14 protein-coding genes, 2 tRNA genes and 1 pseudogene are annotated in these 17,553 nt (G+C 43.1%); 14 read left to right on the top strand and 3 right to left on the bottom strand.

Features of this window, described 5'->3' with window-relative positions:
* Nucleotides 1-311 precede the first annotated feature (311 nt).
* From metG to AAEY80_RS10780, 14 genes and pseudogenes are all read left to right on the top strand, one after another.
* The gene (metG, locus tag AAEY80_RS10715; RefSeq protein WP_198551919.1) at nucleotides 312-2,417 is read left to right on the top strand and encodes a methionine--tRNA ligase; all 2,106 of its coding nucleotides are present in this window, start codon (nucleotides 312-314) and stop codon (nucleotides 2,415-2,417) included.
* A gap of 37 nt (nucleotides 2,418-2,454) precedes the next feature.
* Nucleotides 2,455-2,739 (top strand): hypothetical protein, encoded by a 285-nt coding sequence (locus tag AAEY80_RS10720; protein WP_101210619.1) that lies wholly within the window; start codon nucleotides 2,455-2,457, stop codon nucleotides 2,737-2,739.
* Nucleotides 2,740-3,218: 479 nt separating this feature from the next.
* Complete coding sequence (locus AAEY80_RS10725) at nucleotides 3,219-4,268, top strand: ABC transporter substrate-binding protein (RefSeq protein ID WP_025651415.1); 1,050 nt, start codon at nucleotides 3,219-3,221, stop codon at nucleotides 4,266-4,268.
* A gap of 87 nt (nucleotides 4,269-4,355) precedes the next feature.
* Entirely contained in the window at nucleotides 4,356-5,393 is a 1,038-nt protein-coding gene (locus AAEY80_RS10730; RefSeq protein WP_025651416.1) for an ABC transporter substrate-binding protein, read from the top strand.
* 494 nt (nucleotides 5,394-5,887) lie between these two features.
* The gene (locus AAEY80_RS10735) at nucleotides 5,888-6,790 is read left to right on the top strand and encodes an ABC transporter permease (protein WP_025651417.1); all 903 of its coding nucleotides are present in this window, start codon (nucleotides 5,888-5,890) and stop codon (nucleotides 6,788-6,790) included.
* Nucleotides 6,791-6,851: 61 nt separating this feature from the next.
* Nucleotides 6,852-7,646 (top strand): ABC transporter ATP-binding protein, encoded by a 795-nt coding sequence (locus tag AAEY80_RS10740; RefSeq protein ID WP_025651418.1) that lies wholly within the window; start codon nucleotides 6,852-6,854, stop codon nucleotides 7,644-7,646.
* Nucleotides 7,647-7,825: 179 nt separating this feature from the next.
* Nucleotides 7,826-10,168 (top strand): FdhF/YdeP family oxidoreductase, encoded by a 2,343-nt coding sequence (locus tag AAEY80_RS10745; protein WP_201576392.1) that lies wholly within the window; start codon nucleotides 7,826-7,828, stop codon nucleotides 10,166-10,168.
* Between the two features lie 62 nt (nucleotides 10,169-10,230).
* The gene (locus AAEY80_RS10750) at nucleotides 10,231-11,319 is read left to right on the top strand and encodes a formate dehydrogenase accessory sulfurtransferase FdhD (RefSeq protein ID WP_244952036.1); all 1,089 of its coding nucleotides are present in this window, start codon (nucleotides 10,231-10,233) and stop codon (nucleotides 11,317-11,319) included.
* An 818-nt stretch (nucleotides 11,320-12,137) separates the two neighbouring features.
* Nucleotides 12,138-13,787, top strand: a complete 1,650-nt coding sequence (locus AAEY80_RS10755) for a sodium:solute symporter family protein (RefSeq protein ID WP_198015420.1) — start codon at nucleotides 12,138-12,140, stop codon at nucleotides 13,785-13,787.
* 87 nt (nucleotides 13,788-13,874) lie between these two features.
* Nucleotides 13,875-14,009: a putative transporter small subunit gene (locus tag AAEY80_RS10760; RefSeq protein WP_217271599.1), complete on the top strand. Its 135-nt coding sequence runs from the start codon at nucleotides 13,875-13,877 to the stop codon at nucleotides 14,007-14,009.
* Nucleotides 14,010-14,201: 192 nt separating this feature from the next.
* Nucleotides 14,202-14,275, top strand: a tRNA-Cys gene (locus AAEY80_RS10765).
* Nucleotides 14,276-14,399: 124 nt separating this feature from the next.
* Nucleotides 14,400-14,486: transfer RNA gene (locus tag AAEY80_RS10770), tRNA-Leu, on the top strand.
* Nucleotides 14,487-14,649: 163 nt separating this feature from the next.
* The gene (locus tag AAEY80_RS10775; RefSeq protein WP_173240397.1) at nucleotides 14,650-14,913 is read left to right on the top strand and encodes an Arm DNA-binding domain-containing protein; all 264 of its coding nucleotides are present in this window, start codon (nucleotides 14,650-14,652) and stop codon (nucleotides 14,911-14,913) included.
* A 62-nt stretch (nucleotides 14,914-14,975) separates the two neighbouring features.
* Nucleotides 14,976-15,152 (top strand): annotated as a pseudogene (locus AAEY80_RS10780) (transposase); the annotation flags it as partial.
* 191 nt (nucleotides 15,153-15,343) lie between these two features.
* Here the strand turns inward: AAEY80_RS10780 and AAEY80_RS10785 are convergent.
* From AAEY80_RS10785 to AAEY80_RS10795, 3 genes are all read right to left on the bottom strand, one after another.
* Nucleotides 15,344-16,516: a DUF6708 domain-containing protein gene (locus AAEY80_RS10785; protein WP_201577960.1), complete on the bottom strand. Its 1,173-nt coding sequence runs from the start codon at nucleotides 16,514-16,516 to the stop codon at nucleotides 15,344-15,346.
* Entirely contained in the window at nucleotides 16,517-16,708 is a 192-nt protein-coding gene (locus tag AAEY80_RS10790) for a hypothetical protein (RefSeq protein WP_025651469.1), read from the bottom strand.
* 158 nt (nucleotides 16,709-16,866) lie between these two features.
* The gene (locus AAEY80_RS10795; RefSeq protein ID WP_201577961.1) at nucleotides 16,867-17,424 is read right to left on the bottom strand and encodes a hypothetical protein; all 558 of its coding nucleotides are present in this window, start codon (nucleotides 17,422-17,424) and stop codon (nucleotides 16,867-16,869) included.
* Nucleotides 17,425-17,553: the final 129 nt, after the last annotated feature.

Genomic DNA, 17,553 nt, shown 5'->3' on the forward strand with positions numbered 1-17,553 from the left:
GCAGATTGCTTGGTGGGTTTTTTATCGCCGCTTTACGACTATGTTCTTTAAATAAAATAGGTTATTGACACCTGATAAATGCATAGAAATCTATCGGCATAATAGAGCCAATGATTATATTGATTAACGTATTAATTACTGAGGAATGTCACAAATTTGGCCGAATTACGGTATCATAGGCACACTTTTTTGGTTTTTCCTTTTTTAGAAATTTTAAAAGCTTTAGTATTGACAATATCGCGTCCGCTCGCCATAAAGCGCTCAAGACGTTTGATAACCAACCCGTTTATATAAAAATATAGGTGACAAAAGTGCGTGAGATTCTAGTAACCAGTGCGCTGCCCTACGCCAATGGCTATATCCATTTGGGGCATCTTGTAGAATATATTCAGACCGACATTTGGGCGCGTGCGATGAAAGCGCAAGGCCATCAGGTCACTTATGTCTGCGCGGATGATGCACACGGTACGGCTATCATGCTCAAAGCAGAAGCCAATGGTGTAACACCCGAAGAGCAAATCGCCTCGGTTAAAGCTTCGCATGAAGCGGACTTTGCTAAGTTTTTGATTGACTTCGACAATTATCACACCACCCATTCAGAAGAAAACAAGCATTTTTCTGAGCTGATTTATCGTCGTCTTAGTAGTGCTGGACATATCAGTACTAAAGACGTTGAGCAATTATTTGATCCTGAAAAGCAGTTGTTTTTAGCGGATCGTTTTGTCAAAGGTACTTGCCCTGAATGCGGTGCGCTGGATCAATATGGCGATAACTGTGAAGTGTGCGGTACCACTTATGATGCGACAGATCTGAAAGATCCGTACTCGACGTTGTCTGATGCCACACCCATTCTAAAAACCTCTAAACATTACTTCTTTGATTTGCCAGAATTTGAGCAATTCTTAAAAGATTGGACGCGCAGTGACAATCGCTTGCAAACATCGGTCGCTAATAAATTGCAAGAATGGTTTGACGCTGGCCTGACCAGCTGGGATATCTCACGTGATGCACCTTATTTCGGTTTCCAAATTCCAGATACCCCAAGCGATGAGCCAGACAAGTACTTCTATGTTTGGCTCGATGCACCGGTCGGTTACATGGCGAGCTTTCAAAACTTGTGTGATAAGCGCAAAGGTACTGAAAACGAATTAGATTTTGATCGTTATTGGATGCAAGAAAACGAGCATAAGACCGAGGTTTATCATTTCATCGGTAAAGACATCGTTTACTTCCATGCGCTATTTTGGCCAGCGATGCTAGCGGGTAGCGAGCTGCGTACGCCGACCGGCGTCTTTGCCCATGGCTTCTTGATGGTCAATGGCGAAAAAATGAGTAAGTCGCGCGGTACTTTCATTAAAGCCGAAACGTATGCTGATCACTTACATCCTGAGTACTTGCGTTATTATTTTGCTAGTAAATTGTCTGATAAAGTCGAGGATATCAACCTTGATTTAGAAGATTTCATGCAAAAGGTTAACTCTGATCTAGTTGGTAAAGTGGTCAATATTGCCAGTCGTAGTGCTGGATTCTTAGTGAAAAAATACGACGGTATGCTGTCGGAGGTTTGCGTAGAGTCAGACTTATTAGAAGACATCACCAAAACGGGTGATGAAATTGCCGCCGCGTACGAAAACCGTGAGTTCTCGCGTGCCATGCGTTTGATTATGCAATGTGCTGATAAAGCCAATGAATATATCGATGAGAAAAAACCATGGGCGCTTGCTAAGGTCGAAGGCGCAGAGCAAGAAGTTCAAGATGTTTGCTCGGTCGCGATTAATATCTTCCGTCAATTAATGGTTTATCTTGCGCCAGTATTGCCTGAGCTAACCGCCAACGCTAAAGCGTTTTTGAACATTGACGATCTAAGCTTTGCCAGCCGTAACCAATGGTTGCTTGGTCATAAAATCAATAAGTTTAAACCTTTAATGCAGCGTATCGAAGAAAAAGACGTCGCAGCGATGGTTGAAGCGTCAAAGGAATCTTTGGCTCAAACTGCGACTCCAGTTGCTAATGCTGATAATACGTCAGCAAAGAAAAACACTCCCTCAGCGAAAGAGGCTAATACTGGTAGTGATAATGAGCAGGCTGACTATATCGGTATCGAAGACTTTGCCAAAGTTGAGATGAAAGTCGCGCACGTCTTAGAGTGTAACCATGTCGAAGGCGCGGACAAGCTACTACAATTTACCTTAGACGTTGGCGAAGACAAGCCACGTAATGTATTCAGCGGTATCCGTAAGTTTTATGAGCCTGAGCAATTACTGAATAAAAAGGTCATTTGCGTGACCAATCTTGCGCCGCGTAAGATGAAATTCGGACTCTCAGAAGGCATGGTGTTATCGACTGGCAATCCAAAGACAGGCTTAACGGTCGTTACCTTGCCTGATGATTGCGTCATTGGTGATGTGCTTGCTTAATTAACATGGCTGATGCACGAAATATTGGAGAATGATAGTGGTATTGCTGAGACTGTTAGCAGATATTCTCCTTTATTTAACAGTAGGCTTGCTGGTTTACTGGTATTTTACCGAAGATATAACGGTACTATTTATAGCCATTGCTAGTGGTGTTATCAGCGCGTTGTTGTTTATTATCACCACAGATATCAAACAGTCACGGCGTAACCGTCGTTCAGAGCCTTCGAGTATCTGGGATTGGTTGTACTTTATCGACATACTAGAGATTCCTCTTTATGTGATTGGCTGGCTATTTCGTAGTTTATGGCGGGTCTTTGATTGACAGTTAAGCGATAGATTAAACATAAAAAAAGACGCCCTAAGTAGCGTCTTTTTTTATGTCATTTATATAGATAGTGGAATGGCAATAATTTCGATACAAGCAAACCAAGTGCAAGCGATTACCAGTACCATATTTGAATGCTCAACAGACCCTAGCATAAAGATGCAGAAGCTGCTCAGTAAAACCATCCTTATATGGCTGAATAATACGGGTGACGAATACGCTTTAATTTTTTATTGCGATAACTTACATTACTGTCATAATATGAACATAATGATCGACGGAACGATTATCTTATTGTTAGCCTGCTATCTTGGCATCAACATAGCATTGACTCGGCTAACCTGCATTTTCCAATACTATCTGTAAAAATCAAACACAGCGAAGACGAATCCAAACACTACCCTGAGTAGTTTTAACGAATCCGAGAATGTTGGTGTGGTTTTTATGATTGATATAACCGATGAGTTACTATAATAATGACTATTGCTTCTACTTTACGCTTGAGCCTCTATGGTGCTGCTATCAGCGCCACCCTTGGATTGATTGGCTGCTCAAACTCTACCGACACTGCCTCCAATAGTGAGAGTGCAGTCGCTGATACCGATAAGCCCGCCAAGACTTTGGCCATCACGCAAATCGTCGAGCATCCTTCATTAGATGAGATGCGCCGCGGTATCATTGATGAGCTGGCTGATAATGGCTATGTCGAAGGCCAAAACCTAACGGTCAACTTTCAAAGCGCCCAAGGTAATACAGCGACAGCAGGACAGATTGCCAAGCAGTTTGCAGGAGACAATCCCGATGCCATCGTCGCAATCTCGACGCCCTCTGCCCAATCAATTGTGGCCTCAACCAAAACGGTTCCGGTTATTTATACGGCTATCTCTGATCCTGTCGCAGCGAAGCTCATTAATGAAAACAACGTGCCTATCCAATCTAATGTGACAGGACTATCAAGCGAGTTACCGATTGAGCCGCAGTTAGACAACATTCTAAAGATTGTACCCAATGCAAAAACCATTGGCTACGTCTATAGCCCAGGTGAAATCAATTCTGTAGTGGTGCTCAATCAGCTTAAAAAACTCGCACCAGCGCGTGGTCTGAAAATCTTAGATGTGACAGCCAATCGCCCAACTGACGTTGCGATGGCGACTCGTAGTCTTGCTGGTCGCGTCGATGTCATTTATACCTCATTAGATAACAACGTTGTGTCAGGGTTTGAAGCAATGGCTGGTGCTGCCAATGAGCTTGATATTCCGGTTATTGCCTCAGACGAGTTTAGTGTGAGACGCGGTGCGACAGCGGCGCTAGGTGTCAACGATTATGACTTTGGCCGTACCACGGGCAAAATGGTCTATCGCGTATTAAATGGCGAAGCGATCAATACGATCAAGCCTGAAGTGATGAATACCTTAACCTTGTACGCAAGCCCTAAACACGCGGCAGAGCAAGGGGTGAGCTTGACAGATGACTTGTTAAAAAATGCCATTAATGTCGACGAAAAAGCGCAGAGTGCGGACAAATAACAGTCAGCCATCTGTATAGACAGCTGCCCTTAATTTTTAATTATTAAATAATGTACGGACACATTATTATTTTCAGGAGTGAGACCTATGTTGTATCAAAATTTTGGACGTTTTAATTTTAGTAAGGCGCTACTACTAGGCGGCGTTTGTACCGCTATCTTGACTGGCTGTAATCAACCAGCGCAAGATGCTAGCGGCACTGATGCTGCCGCCAATGGCGATACTGCCACAGAAATGAAGACGGTGGCTATCACTGCTATCGTTGAGCATCCAGCACTTGATGATGTGCGCAAAGGCGTCATCGATGAGCTTAATGAGGCCGGCTTTAAGGACGGTGAAAACTTAACGGTGAACTTCCAAAGCGCCCAAGGCAATACAGCGACTGCAGGACAGATTGCCAAGCAATTCGTCGCAGACAATTCAGATGTTATCATCGCGATTGGTACGCCATCAGCGCAGTCAGTAGCTGCGGCGACTAGCACCATTCCTTTAGTATTTTCGGCAGTCACTGACCCAATCGCAGCCAAACTAGTCACAAAACTAGATGGCTCTGGTACCAATGTCACTGGCGGCTCTGATGCACTGCCTTATGAGCCACAAATCGAATTGATGCGTCAAATCATTCCTAGCTTAAAGAACGTCGGCTATGTTTATAGTCCGGGCGAAGTTAACTCAACAATTATCTTAAAAAACTTAAAAGAGAAACTGACACCACTAGGTATCAATGTCCTCGAAGCGCCTGCTCAGCGTAGTACTGATATTGCCATGGCCGCTCGTAGCCTCGAAGGTAAGGTCGATATGATCTATACCTCAACCGATAACAATGTCGTATCGGCCTATGAGTCACTATATCAAGTCGCTAAAGAAAGCAAAATCCCACTGATTGCGTCTGATACCAGCTCGGTTGAACGCGGCGCGATTGCTGCCTTAGGCGTAAACTATTACGATCTTGGCCGCGAAACTGGTAAAATCGTGGTACGCATCCTAAATGGTGAAAAAGCGGACGCTATCCCTGTCTATACGCCGCAAATGCTTGATTTGTACGTCAGTCCAAATCATGCCAAAGAACAAGGCGTTACTTTGCCACAAGCAGTTATCGATAAAGCAAAAGAAGTGGTAGAATAGCGCACCTTTATACTTGGCTTTTATTAGCAGCTGCTAGGTAAACGATAATTCGACTATATAATATAATCAAATTTTATCGCTTAACGTCAGGCTATGATGCCAAATGTTTAAACAAGAAACCCAGCTATGAGTCAGTAGGCTGGGCTTCTTGTTTAAGCAGTGCTGGTTTGACTGGTTGTTGCTTAATGGCTTTTTATTTAAGGCATTGCTTATAAGGTCGTGTTTGCTTATACAGTCATTGTGCAGTATCTAAATCTCTAATATTTATGAATAAAAGCTTTGAACCAAGGTAGCTTATGATAGTTTTTCATCGTGATATGTTTTGGTTTACCCTAACCGCAGATTGCTTAATCTGTTAAATTCACCGCTTAGCCGTTTAGCGAAAGCTGACTGTTAGATTTATAGATAAGTGCGCGTTTATACGCTATTTATTTTATGAATTAATGATCAGAACATGCATTGCTGAACGCTTGGTTATGACTTATTGATCTCTTATGTCTTTAATTGCTTTTTTTGGTGCGCTTGAAAGTGGTCTGATTTATGGCCTAGTGGCACTTGGTGTGCTGATCTCATTCCGCACCCTCGACTTTCCTGACTTGACCGCTGATGGTAGCTTTCCATTAGGCGGTGCCGTCGCGGGCATCTCTATCGTCGCTGGTGTCAATCCATGGTTGGCATGCGCTTTTGGTATGCTAGCAGGTTCAGTCGCTGGTATCGTCACTGCATGGTTGCACGTCAAACTTGGCATCCTGCAACTACTTGCCAGTATCTTAGTGATGGTCGCTCTATATTCTGTCAACCTACGCATCATGGGTGCGCCGAACTTGCCACTACTGGGTGAAACCACGGTATTTAGTACCTTAGTGACAGATGGCAACGGCTATTGGATGCGCTGTCTGATTATTGGTGTGGTCATACTGCTTGCCAAGTTATTCTTAGATTGGTTTTATAGCACTGAAACTGGCCTATCTATGCGTGCAACTGGTTCAAACCTCCGTATGGCCCAAGCGCAAGGCATTAATACCTCTTGGATGACCATTATCGGTATGGCCGTCTCTAACGGCCTAATTGCACTTGCAGGGGCGTTGTTTGTGCAGACCCAAGGTGGCGCAGATATCTCTATCGGTATTGGTACTATTGTCATTGGTCTAGCAGCCGTTATCATCGGTGAGACTATCATTCCTGCCAAACGTATCTGGCTCATTACCTTTGCGGTCATCGTCGGTGCGGTACTATACAAGCTGTTTATTCAGGTCGCGCTATCGAGCGACACGCTGCGTAGTATTGGTTTTGGCCCGCAAGATTTAAACTTGATTACCGCTCTACTCGTGGTATTGGCTTTGGTATTACCAAAAGCGAAAACCAAGTTTTTATCGCGCAAAGTTCGCGTTCAATGACAGCCAATACAGACGGTAAATAACCGTATTAAGCTTGAAGAGACAATAAGGAATAACGATTATGATGCAAGCCACTGATTTACGGTTGACCTTTAACCCGGGCACGCCTATCGAAAACCCTGCACTGCGTGGTATTAATCTAAACATCGCTGATGGTGAATTTGTGACCGTCATTGGTACCAATGGTGCTGGTAAATCGACATTTTTGAACGCTGTAAGCGGCACCACGCGCGTCGATAGTGGGTCAATTTTATTAAATGGTATTGATGTCACTAAGAAAACTGCCCATCAACGCGCTCATTGGGTCGCGCGTGTCTTTCAAGACCCAATGGCTGGAACTTGTGAAGCTCTGACCATTGAAGAAAACATGGCATTGGCCTATAAACGTGGTGGCAAACGCGGTCTGAGCTTTGCGCTAAATCAGAATAACCGTGATTTGTTTCGCGAAAAACTTGCTGTTTTAAAATTGGGCTTAGAGAACCGTCTAACCGACCGTATGGGTCTACTATCCGGTGGTCAGCGCCAAGCAGTCAGTCTGCTTATGGCCTCTTTACAGCCTTCTAAGATTTTATTGCTAGATGAGCATACTGCTGCCCTTGACCCTAAAACCGCTGCTTTTGTTTTAGAGTTAACGGATAAGATTGTGACTGACAATAAGCTCACAACCATGATGGTCACCCACTCAATGCAGCAAGCATTGGCACATGGCACACGTACCGTCATGCTGCACCAAGGGCAAGTCGTACTAGATGTCGCTGGTGATATTCGTAAAGATATGACAGTGCATGATTTACTTGATATGTTTGAGCAAACACGCGGCGAAAAAGTTGAAGATGATAGCTTAATATTGAGTTAAATAATTTAGCAAATACTTTGAATATAAACATAAAAACGCCTGTTTAATAGCAGGCGTTTTTTGTTATCAATAGTTAATGATCCTACCAAGTTTTGGTCAGTCATTATATAGTTGCTATATCAATACCTATATCAAAACCTACTTATTATTCTTATCGCTATTTATCTATGAGGTCTGCCATGCGCAAAATCCCTGTTTATACTCATCCTGCTGCTGGTTGGCCTGCTCTGATTGCCTCTACTCGCAAACTCATGGATTATAAGGCTTTTTTGCGTGGTAGCTTGAGCGTATTAAACAGCAATCAACCCAAGGGTGGCTTTGATTGTCCAGGCTGCGCATGGCCAGATCACAAGTCACACAAAGCGCTAGATGTCTGTGAGACAGGCATCAAGGTGCTGGCAAGTGAAACCATGTCTACCCGTGCAGATGCGCAGTTTTTTGCCAAGCACTCGGTCACAGAGCTACAAGGTTGGTCAGGGTATGAGTTAGAACATATCGGTCGATTATCCGAACCGCTATACTACGATGCCACGCAAGATCATTATCTACCCATCTCTTGGCAAGCCGCTTATGAGCATGTCGCTGAGCAGTTGGAACAGCTTAATTCACCTGACGAAGCACTGTTCTATACCTCAGGTCGCGTCACTAACGAGCCTGCCTTTATGTTTCAGTTATTCGTCCGCTGTTTTGGTACTAACAACCTACCAGACTGCTCTAACATGTGTCACGAACCAACCTCGGTCATGCTTGGCAAGCAATTAGGCATCGGTAAAGCGACGGTGAAACTAGAGGATTTTGAGCTAGCCAAATTGATATTGATGTTTGGACAAAACCCGGCAACCAACCATCCCCGTATGCTTGAGATGCTTGCCCACTCTCACGAGCAAGGATGTCGAATCATCTCGATAAATCCTATGCGTGAACAAGGCTTAAGTAAGTTTAGAAACCCGCAAAAACCAACTCATATGGCGGCAGGACAGAGTGATGACATGGTCGATGAGGTCGTTCAAATTCAAATCGGTGGTGATGCGGCTCTACTGACGGGTTTGGCTAAATGGCTGATTGAGAATGATAAAATTAATACTGACTTTATTACAACCCATACCTCTGGTTTTGAGCCATTGAAACAGTGGTTGACCGAACAATCATGGGCAGATATTCAGCTTGGTTGCGGTATTTCTCAAGCAGAAATTATTAATCTTGCTAAGCTGGTGGCCGCCAGTCCAGCGACTATTTGCACTTGGGGTATGGGCATAACCCAGCATGTGCAGGGCGATGACAATGTCGCTATGATTACCAATTTGCTACTGTTGATGGGTATGATAGGTATTGACGGTGCGGGTGCGTCACCTGTGCGGGGTCACTCCAATGTGCAAGGCGATCGCACCATGGGTATTCATGAGCGTCCCAAGCAAAGCTTACTTGATAGCCTAGAACGTGTGTTCGAGCACCCAATGCCACAAGACAACGGTCTTGATGTCGTTGCAGGGGCAAAAGCGATGATACAAGGTGATATTAAGGCTTTCTTTAGTATGGGTGGCAACTACTCGGTTGCAGCGCCTGACTCAAATAACATCCAACGAGCATTGACCAAAAATAAGCTTAACGTCTTTGTTGGCACCAAGCTAAACGAAACCATGCTGTATCCGGGTGAAAATAACCTCATTCTACCTTGTGTCGGTCGTACCGAACACTTAATCACGGCTAAAGGTGAGCAGTTTGCCACAATTGAAGATTCAATGTGTCAGATAGTACCCACTCAAGGTAGCCTCAAGCCCATCAGCGATACGCTAAAATCTGAAGCACAGATAGTCGCCGATATTGCAACCCAGATGTTTGGCTCTGACTCAGCCATTCCTTGGCAAGCGATGGCAGAAGACTTCGATTTGATTCGTGATTATATCGCCCAAGCTATCGATGGCTTTGAGAACTTCAACGTGCGTATCCGTGAGGCTGAGCGCGGCTTTCATTTATATCATGCGGCTCGTCATCGCGTGTGGAACACCGATAGCGGCAAAGCGCAGTTTGAAGTACCAAAATACCCGATTACTCATGTCGCAAGCCAAATGGCAGAGAAAACGTCCACCTCTAAAATTGATGCCCAAAATGCGCAAAATACTGATGACAGTCAACACTCGGAGCAGAAGATCTGGCAGTTGACTAGTGTACGGAGCCATGATCAATTTAACACCATGATATTTGGCTATCAAGACCGTTATCGTCAGACCAATCGCCGCGATGTTTTGTTTATGCATCCGGATGAAATGACACGATTGGGTTGGCAAAAAGGCGATCATGTTGTGGTGTCGCGTCAAGACAGCCATGGTGAGCAACGCACATTGGGACCTTTGATACTTACCGACATGGATATCGCCGCCAACGCTGTGGCTACCTACTATCCTGAATGTAATGACTTGTTTGATTTGGACACGCATGCGCCAGACTCTCATATCCCTGCCTACAAGTCTGTTACCGTGGCCTTAGAGCGCGTCAATGCAGGCGAGTTGGCAGCTTCTGCCTAAGATAGTTTGCAAGATGAAAGGTGAGTTATGTCAACAATGATAAAAGACTGTCAGCACTTATAATGACTAAATTAAACACTCAAGCTTCAGCCATCGATATGTCTGAAGCGACGGCAGAATCTACTGTGACACCACTATCGCGCGCGCATTTGGTACAAAAATATTACTATGCACCTACAGAATCAGGTGGTAGCCAGCAAGCGTATATTGAAGATCAATCAGCAAATTTGGTCGTAGAAGCAGCGATTTCTATTATCATTAACGGCATTCATTATGCAGTATTGATGGCAAGCCCTTATCAGCTAGAATATCTAGCGATAGGCTTTTTGTTCAGCGAAGGTTTGATTCAACACAGCCATGACTTATTAGACTGGGAAGTGACCCAGCTGACAGATATGGCAAGCTATCAAAGATTTACTCAAGACTCAATGGATGAAAATGATACGGCTGGTTCCTTTGAGCAAACCTTAGCACAGCTGCAGGATTACGATATTTATGTGGTGGAATTGACCTTAAATCAGCGCAGTCATCAGCGCATCCAAGCCCAACGGCGGCAGCTGGCAGGGCGTACAGGGTGCGGTATGTGCGGTATCACAGGTTTGACCCAAGCGTTGCCTGACCTAAGTGGCTATAAATCAAATAACCATTCACAAGAGCATTTTCAAAGAGACTTAGAAAGAGACTTAAAGAGTGACTTAGAAACTAATCTGGCAAGTGGATTTCATGATAAAAGTCAAAATCAACCCGAAAATAGTGTTAGAAACAAAGCTGCGATGCCAAGTTTTGACTACCTATTGCAAATACGCGCACAAGTAGATGCGACCCAACATACCCATCAACTAACAGGCGCTGTCCATGCGGCGGCAACCATGCAAGGGCAACACTTACATCTCTTTGAAGATGTCGGCCGTCACAATGCCCTCGACAAGCTCATTGGCTGGCAACTACGACACAAAGTAGATGTCGACTGTGTAGTGATGACCTCGCGCCTATCGATCGAGCTGGTACAAAAATCCATTCGTAGCCAAATACCTTGGTTGGTCGGTATGTCTGCACCCACTAGCACTGCCGTGTGTGTCGCAGAGCGCTATGGCTTGGGGTTGGCAGGATTTTTACGTGATAATAGAGTCACTTATTACTCTGGTTTTTAAAACATGGCGGTTCTCTATCCTCCCAATTCAACAAACTTCATCCTATTAATTTCATCTCTTCCTTAGCACGACCCTATCTTATATATTCCATTAAAATCAGTTGTTTGCCCTCTCTCTCCCTCTATGAGCATGAGCGTTTAGTGATGGCTAATGCATGTCTATCTATGGATAAATTTGAGATTACGTAAATAATAGGTTACTCTTAGTGCACGAACATGTTACATACATTTAACATGGCTGTAGTTTTATTTATCAATAGTAAGTAATTTTCGTTGATTATAACGAATAACTTTATTTGAGATGATGAACACGGACAATGCGTCACATGCGATGATTGGATAAAACGCTATCCAAAACGTTGCTTATTTCAGCTGATAAAGCTGTCTAAATTTAGCTCAGGCCAAGATATTATGGTCTCGTGCTTATCTGTATCTTGCTAAGCGGACATGGTATATGAGTCTGTTTTAGCATCCAGCTACTATCGAGTATGCATACTTGACAGCGTAATGGCTAAGCCATTAACAGACGCATATTGAGAGTTGCCGCTATTGTTTTATTTATTACTAGTGTGGTCAACAACCCCCACTACCATAGTCAGCTGCACCTCACTTTATTATTAATTTGTCATGACAATTTGTGTCATCGCTATTGATATGCGCGAATCGTATGCGCTCTATTAATGTGCTTTATAAGTTCTATTCTCATAACACCTACTGCAGTAGGCACAAATCTATTTCTAACCGTTAAGGGGTAATCAATACCGCTTAACTTTTACTCATTTAAAACAATTGCGAGGTATGAATTTGAAAACTGAGTCATTGTTCCAATTTTCTGCGCTCACCATTATTTTATTATTGGTCGCGTTTTACGGCGGTACCTATCTCTTATCTTTATTAATCAAAAAAGACAAAGAATCTACCACTGGTTTTATGGTTGCAGGTCACGGTGTTGGCTTCGGTATGGGCGCGGCAAGTATGACCGCCACCTGGATTTGGGCCGCTTCCTTTTATGCCGCTGCCACCTCTGGCTATAAATACGGCGTATCAGGGCCGATACATTACGGCTTTTGGGGCGCGCTGATGATTTTGTTCATCTACCCTTTTGGGATGCGCTTTCGTGAGCTTGCTCCCAACGGTCACACTTTAGGTGAGCTTATCCACGCCCGCCACGGCTCATCAAGCCAATTAATTTTAGCCATATCCAACCTTATGGGCAGCTTAATTAGCTTGATGGTCAACTTTACCGCTGCTGGGGCATTGGTGTCAGTATTGTCACCATTATCATTCCAAACAGGGGTAATTATCGCGGGTGTCGGGGTATTGAGCTATACCTTAACCTCAGGGTTTCGTGCTTCAGTCTTTACTGATTTTGCCCAATTGGTCGCTTTGATGGCCATTGGTGTCATCATCATTCCAGCGGTACTATTCTCCATGGGTGGTCCTGCAGTGATGGTCAGCGGACTATCGAATTTGACCTTAGAGCAGCAGGATTTCTTTTCCTCTGAAGCCTTTTTTCAGCAAGGTGCACCCTATTTTGTCGCAGTATTGGCCTATGCTATCGGTAATCAAACCATTACCCAGCGCTTATTTGCCATTGATAAAACTAAAATTAAGGCGACATTTGTTACCGCCACAGTCGGTTATGCCGGTATCGTCATTGGGCTTGGTATGATTGGCTTAATGGCTTTGACCATTGGCATCGAACCACTTGATGGCAATATGAACAACTTGATTCCACAAATGGTCAGTATGTATCTGCATCCTGTCTTTATTGCCTTATTCTTTATTTTGGTCATTGGTTCATTATCTTCAACGGCTGACTCAGATTTGTCTGCGCTATCAACCATTATGATGGCCGATGTCTACGCCAAAAATATCGCCAAAAAAGGTGGCATCAAGCCAAAAACCATGATGCTCGTCGGTCGTGGCACGATGATTGTCGCGACGGCAGCGGGACTCATCTTTGCCAGCTTCAAGCTTGATATTCTAGTGATGCTGGTATTTGTTGGTGCCTTATGGGGTGCAATTGTTTTCCCTGTCATCGCCAGTGTATTCTGGAATCGTGTGACCAACGTCGCCTTTACCTCAGCAGTGATTGTCGGACTTTTATTATTCTGTGTAGCGCGTTTTGAGTTGATACCTATTGTTGGCATCACCGCCCTATTCTTTGAAATCTTAGCCAGTGTCGGTGGCGCGGTGGTCATCGGTCTGATGGTATTTGGTTTCTTAGGTCGTAAGATTGGCATGGGCGCGGCTGCTATTACCTTGGTGCTGATGTTAATGTTTGCGACTGGATTCTTACGCCAGTACATGATCCTACTCGCTTCACTGACCGCTTACGGTGCCAGTACTATCGTTTGTGTGGTCGTCAGTCTCATGGGTGATGAGCATTTCGACTTTGATCTGATCAAACAACGTGTTGGTGACTACGATAAAAAGCCCAAAGTAGCACCCATAACAAAGAGCTAAATAACAGTAGCCCTGACGGATATCTGGTAACACCTAGCAAGTCACTCGCTAAGTGTTACCTATCAATGAATACTATAAGGAGACAATATGGACAGCACGCTTATCTACGGATTATATATTTTAGTCTGGCCAGCGATTACCTTGGGGGTGCTGGTATTGATTTGCACCGCCACCTATCGCGACATCAAAAAAGCCCAACGTAATAATAAAGACATTATTTAACAGCTTAGACTGTATTATTTTTTATACACACCTCGCTAAGCAATAGCTTGTCGAGGCGCGCATATGCTTGATTAAATGGTTCAAATAAACATGAATAATGCTTAAATACTCTTAATCTAATAAATAACGAGCGTTTATCAAAAAAATGACTTGTAATTTATTATATTTTTGCTAATATAGGCCACCTTGATTGGCTGGATGGCAGAGTGGTCATGCAGCGGACTGCAACTCCGTTAACGCCGGTTCGATTCCGACTCCAGCCTCCAATTATTTATTAACTTTACGTTAATTTTGGCTTGCATTATTAGCATAACCGCTTATAATAGCGAGCACTTATCTAGTAACTAGACGGTCTATCAGCTAGCTTATGTTAAAGATAAAACAATTTTTGCCCGGGTGGTGAAATTGGTAGACACAAGGGATTTAAAATCCCTCGCTAGCAATAGCGTGCCGGTTCAAGTCCGGCTCCGGGTACCATTATATAGTTCTATACTATCTTATAGAATAACTAAAGCCCCTGATCTCAGGGGCTTTGTTGTATCTGGCGTTCTATACTGTCCTGCTCTATCTATCCCAATCCATGCATCTGATGTACACTACTATGTACACTGGTTTTTAAATGTACATTGGGGTGTCAGTCATGGAAGCACGCAAGCCTATCAGCTCCGACCGCAGTATCAGCAGTCATAAAGTCGATGACAAGGAATATCTGGTCTCTGTCAAAAACCATCCCATGCTGTATCTCATGGTTAGACCTAATGGCACTAAGTCTTGGGTTTATCGATACCTGTCTCCTACTCACTCAAAAAATAAACGTATATCGCTTGGCGTGTATCCAAACGTATCGTTTGCTCGTGCCTGTGAAATTTGGCGTGACTATGAAGAGCTACTAAGTCGTAATTGAGCTATGCTGAAGAAACCGTACACCTAAACTTGGTAAACTAAGCGTATTAATCGGAGTTTATCATGACTAAGAAAGTAAGAACCTACAGTAACGAATTCAAAGCCGAAGCCGTTAAGAAGATAGCAGATAATAATGGCAATATCTCAGCTACTGTAAAGCAGTTAGGTATTGCCATGCAAACGCTATCAAACTGGCATAACAAAGCCAATCAAGGCAAGCTTGTCGGTACAGAGCAATATGGGGCGTGTTGAAGAATGAGCTGGTATATCATGAGGATTACAAAACCAGATTTACAGCCATAAACGATAGCGGTATAAGGACGGTCAATAGGGTTGTGAAGCTCACTAACGTGGGTAGCAAAGTCGTCGCGTAATTGCATTTACAGCCTTCTTATTTTTCTAAGCAATCATATGCATAGTAAAAAATTTAATCACACTAAATGAAACAAATGCAGTAGCTTATAGGCTAGCCCTGTGTCGTAGCCTTTAATTGCCCCTATCATATCAATAAAAAATGCAAAAACGAATAACATGACGATACCAAATAAAATAAGCAAAATACTATATGTCAGCTTTTTCCAAATAGGCTGATTGGCGTCTTCTATATTGCCTTCGGGCAGATATTTGTTTAGATCGTGCGGATCATTGGGATCTATCTGACATTCAGCTTCAATCTCGGGGCTAAACTTGGGGGTGATGCTGGTATTGATAGACAATAAACGGCCTAGGTATCGTAGCCATAATTGAATGATAACGGCGGAATGTGTCCAATGTAATTTTAATGCTTGTTTGGGATATTCCATATTCTCATCTGAGTCAAGTGCGGTTAGTGTAGCTCGTTGGAAAGAGGCTAACGGGGTTTCCCTTTTTATATGTACTGGATGGATATAACGAATAGCATTTTTGACTTCTGCAAGCTGTTTATCATCACCTTCCATATAGCGACGGACAAATTCAAAATGTTGTTTCAGTTGTGTTCCACCTAGTATTTCTTTAGCTGTCAAATCACTGACAAAAGGCAAACTAAACATACCAGTAATCGTCACACCATCATCAGCAAGTGTGATACCACGAACATCGCCACCATCTTTATAAGTAGTCGCCATATAAAACCGTAGCTCATCCCAGTCAAAGACTTCTACTCTACGATTGGCTTGGCGCACATAGACTTTACGGGTTTTACGGTTAAAACGAATCGGTAAATAGGTATAGGTAAATAGTTCGGTTGAGAGTAATGGTAGTACATGTGTCAAAATACCTAAAAGTATTATTACGAATAATATAATAATACTGCCTAAAGCCGCGCTATTAGCAAATATTATAAGAAATAATACTCCCATAACATATAAAGCATACGTCACAAGGCCAAAGAAAAAGAGCCCCCAAACAGTTACATCTCCGCGTATTCTATCTTGCCGGCCTATCAGCTCCATATAGGTTGAATTAAACTGTACAACAGTGCGCTGCGAATAAAGTGGTACGTCATGGATCTGTTTTTTATCTAACCATTTGAAATCGCCAATCTTCTTAAGATTCGAAACATTTTTTCCGACCTCGTAATATCTTAATTTTGAATATGGTTTACGCCCTTCAGTATCTATCATTTAATTATCCTTGAGGTCGATGTCTTCACCGACCACAGCGCGGTCAAACTGCTCTAGCGTATGCTTAAGTGACCAATTATTGCTATCTGTACCCCATATACCATGTTTGAGCCAATTCTCCATACCTGTCTTTTTCCAGTAGCCGATAAATAGATTGATACCAATGAATGCAATTAGAACAAAGACGCCCACACCTGTAAATACTGTAAAACCTAATAGGTAGGTTGAAGCAAGACCGGTTACAGCTGAACCTCCATAGGCTTTACTAATAACGTAATTATCATTCTTACCTGCTGTATAGCTTGAATTTAAATCGAACCCTGCAAATGTTGCTTTATCTGTTTATAACCTCACTCCTCATCATTCAATACCTTAAGCATCTTAAAAAGATTATGAGTGGCATTGGCTTCTAAACCGTTGTAATTCACAAGAACCAATTCATCTAAACTGTCTGTTGTCTGATTACTTCTTGGGTTTATCAGACCTTGTATACCAACTTTGACTGACACTTCACTATGCTCTGATACAAACTGTATAAGTTGCTGCCTGAGCTGCTCTTGACGCTCGTTTCGGGTAATAATAAGTAGCTTACCACCTGAAACTTTTAATATAAGTTCATCACCTTTTAACGCTAAATCTCCAAAATAACGGTCAGTCCCTCCTTCATACTCACTGATTGGAATATCATCAGGATTTCTAGCAAATTCAGAGTTGTAAATTTTATCGTATTCCCTTGCAAGCTCTTCTAGATACTCCAATCTGAGTTCTTCTGCATTTTTAGACGTATTATCGGTGTAAGAAGTATCAGCAGCAATAGTGAGTTGCGACTGACTAACTCCTAGCGCAAACAGTACAAACACCCACAACCATACCCTAAATGTAGCCTGTGAAACTGAACGATTTAACATATATAAAGCTCTTTTATTATTAATTGATAAGGTGTAAATTATCTTAACCGTTTAACTGATTGGTCTCGTTAAAATACCAAATGGTTTTCCATTCAAGCCGCTTCATTTTTGGCATGATGTCACCTGCTT

This window comes from Psychrobacter sp. 78a-MNA-CIBAN-0178, assembly GCF_040309625.1.
Classification (GTDB): Bacteria; Pseudomonadota; Gammaproteobacteria; order Pseudomonadales; family Moraxellaceae; genus Psychrobacter; species Psychrobacter okhotskensis.

Bases quoted from the DNA above. Each gene is read 5' to 3' on its own strand.
- AAEY80_RS10725 (WP_025651415.1), top strand. From the start codon at position 3,219: ATGACTATTGCTTCTACTTTACGCTTGAGCCTCTATGGTGCTGCTATC.
- AAEY80_RS10730 (WP_025651416.1), top strand. From the start codon at position 4,356: ATGTTGTATCAAAATTTTGGACGTTTTAATTTTAGTAAGGCGCTACTA.
- AAEY80_RS10735 (WP_025651417.1), top strand. From the start codon at position 5,888: ATGTCTTTAATTGCTTTTTTTGGTGCGCTTGAAAGTGGTCTGATTTAT.
- AAEY80_RS10740 (WP_025651418.1), top strand. From the start codon at position 6,852: ATGATGCAAGCCACTGATTTACGGTTGACCTTTAACCCGGGCACGCCT.
- AAEY80_RS10745 (WP_201576392.1), top strand. From the start codon at position 7,826: ATGCGCAAAATCCCTGTTTATACTCATCCTGCTGCTGGTTGGCCTGCT.
- AAEY80_RS10750 (WP_244952036.1), top strand. From the start codon at position 10,231: ATGACTAAATTAAACACTCAAGCTTCAGCCATCGATATGTCTGAAGCG.
- AAEY80_RS10760 (WP_217271599.1), top strand. From the start codon at position 13,875: ATGGACAGCACGCTTATCTACGGATTATATATTTTAGTCTGGCCAGCG.
- AAEY80_RS10775 (WP_173240397.1), top strand. From the start codon at position 14,650: ATGGAAGCACGCAAGCCTATCAGCTCCGACCGCAGTATCAGCAGTCAT.
- AAEY80_RS10785 (WP_201577960.1), bottom strand. From the start codon at position 16,516: ATGATAGATACTGAAGGGCGTAAACCATATTCAAAATTAAGATATTAC.
- AAEY80_RS10795 (WP_201577961.1), bottom strand. From the start codon at position 17,424: ATGTTAAATCGTTCAGTTTCACAGGCTACATTTAGGGTATGGTTGTGG.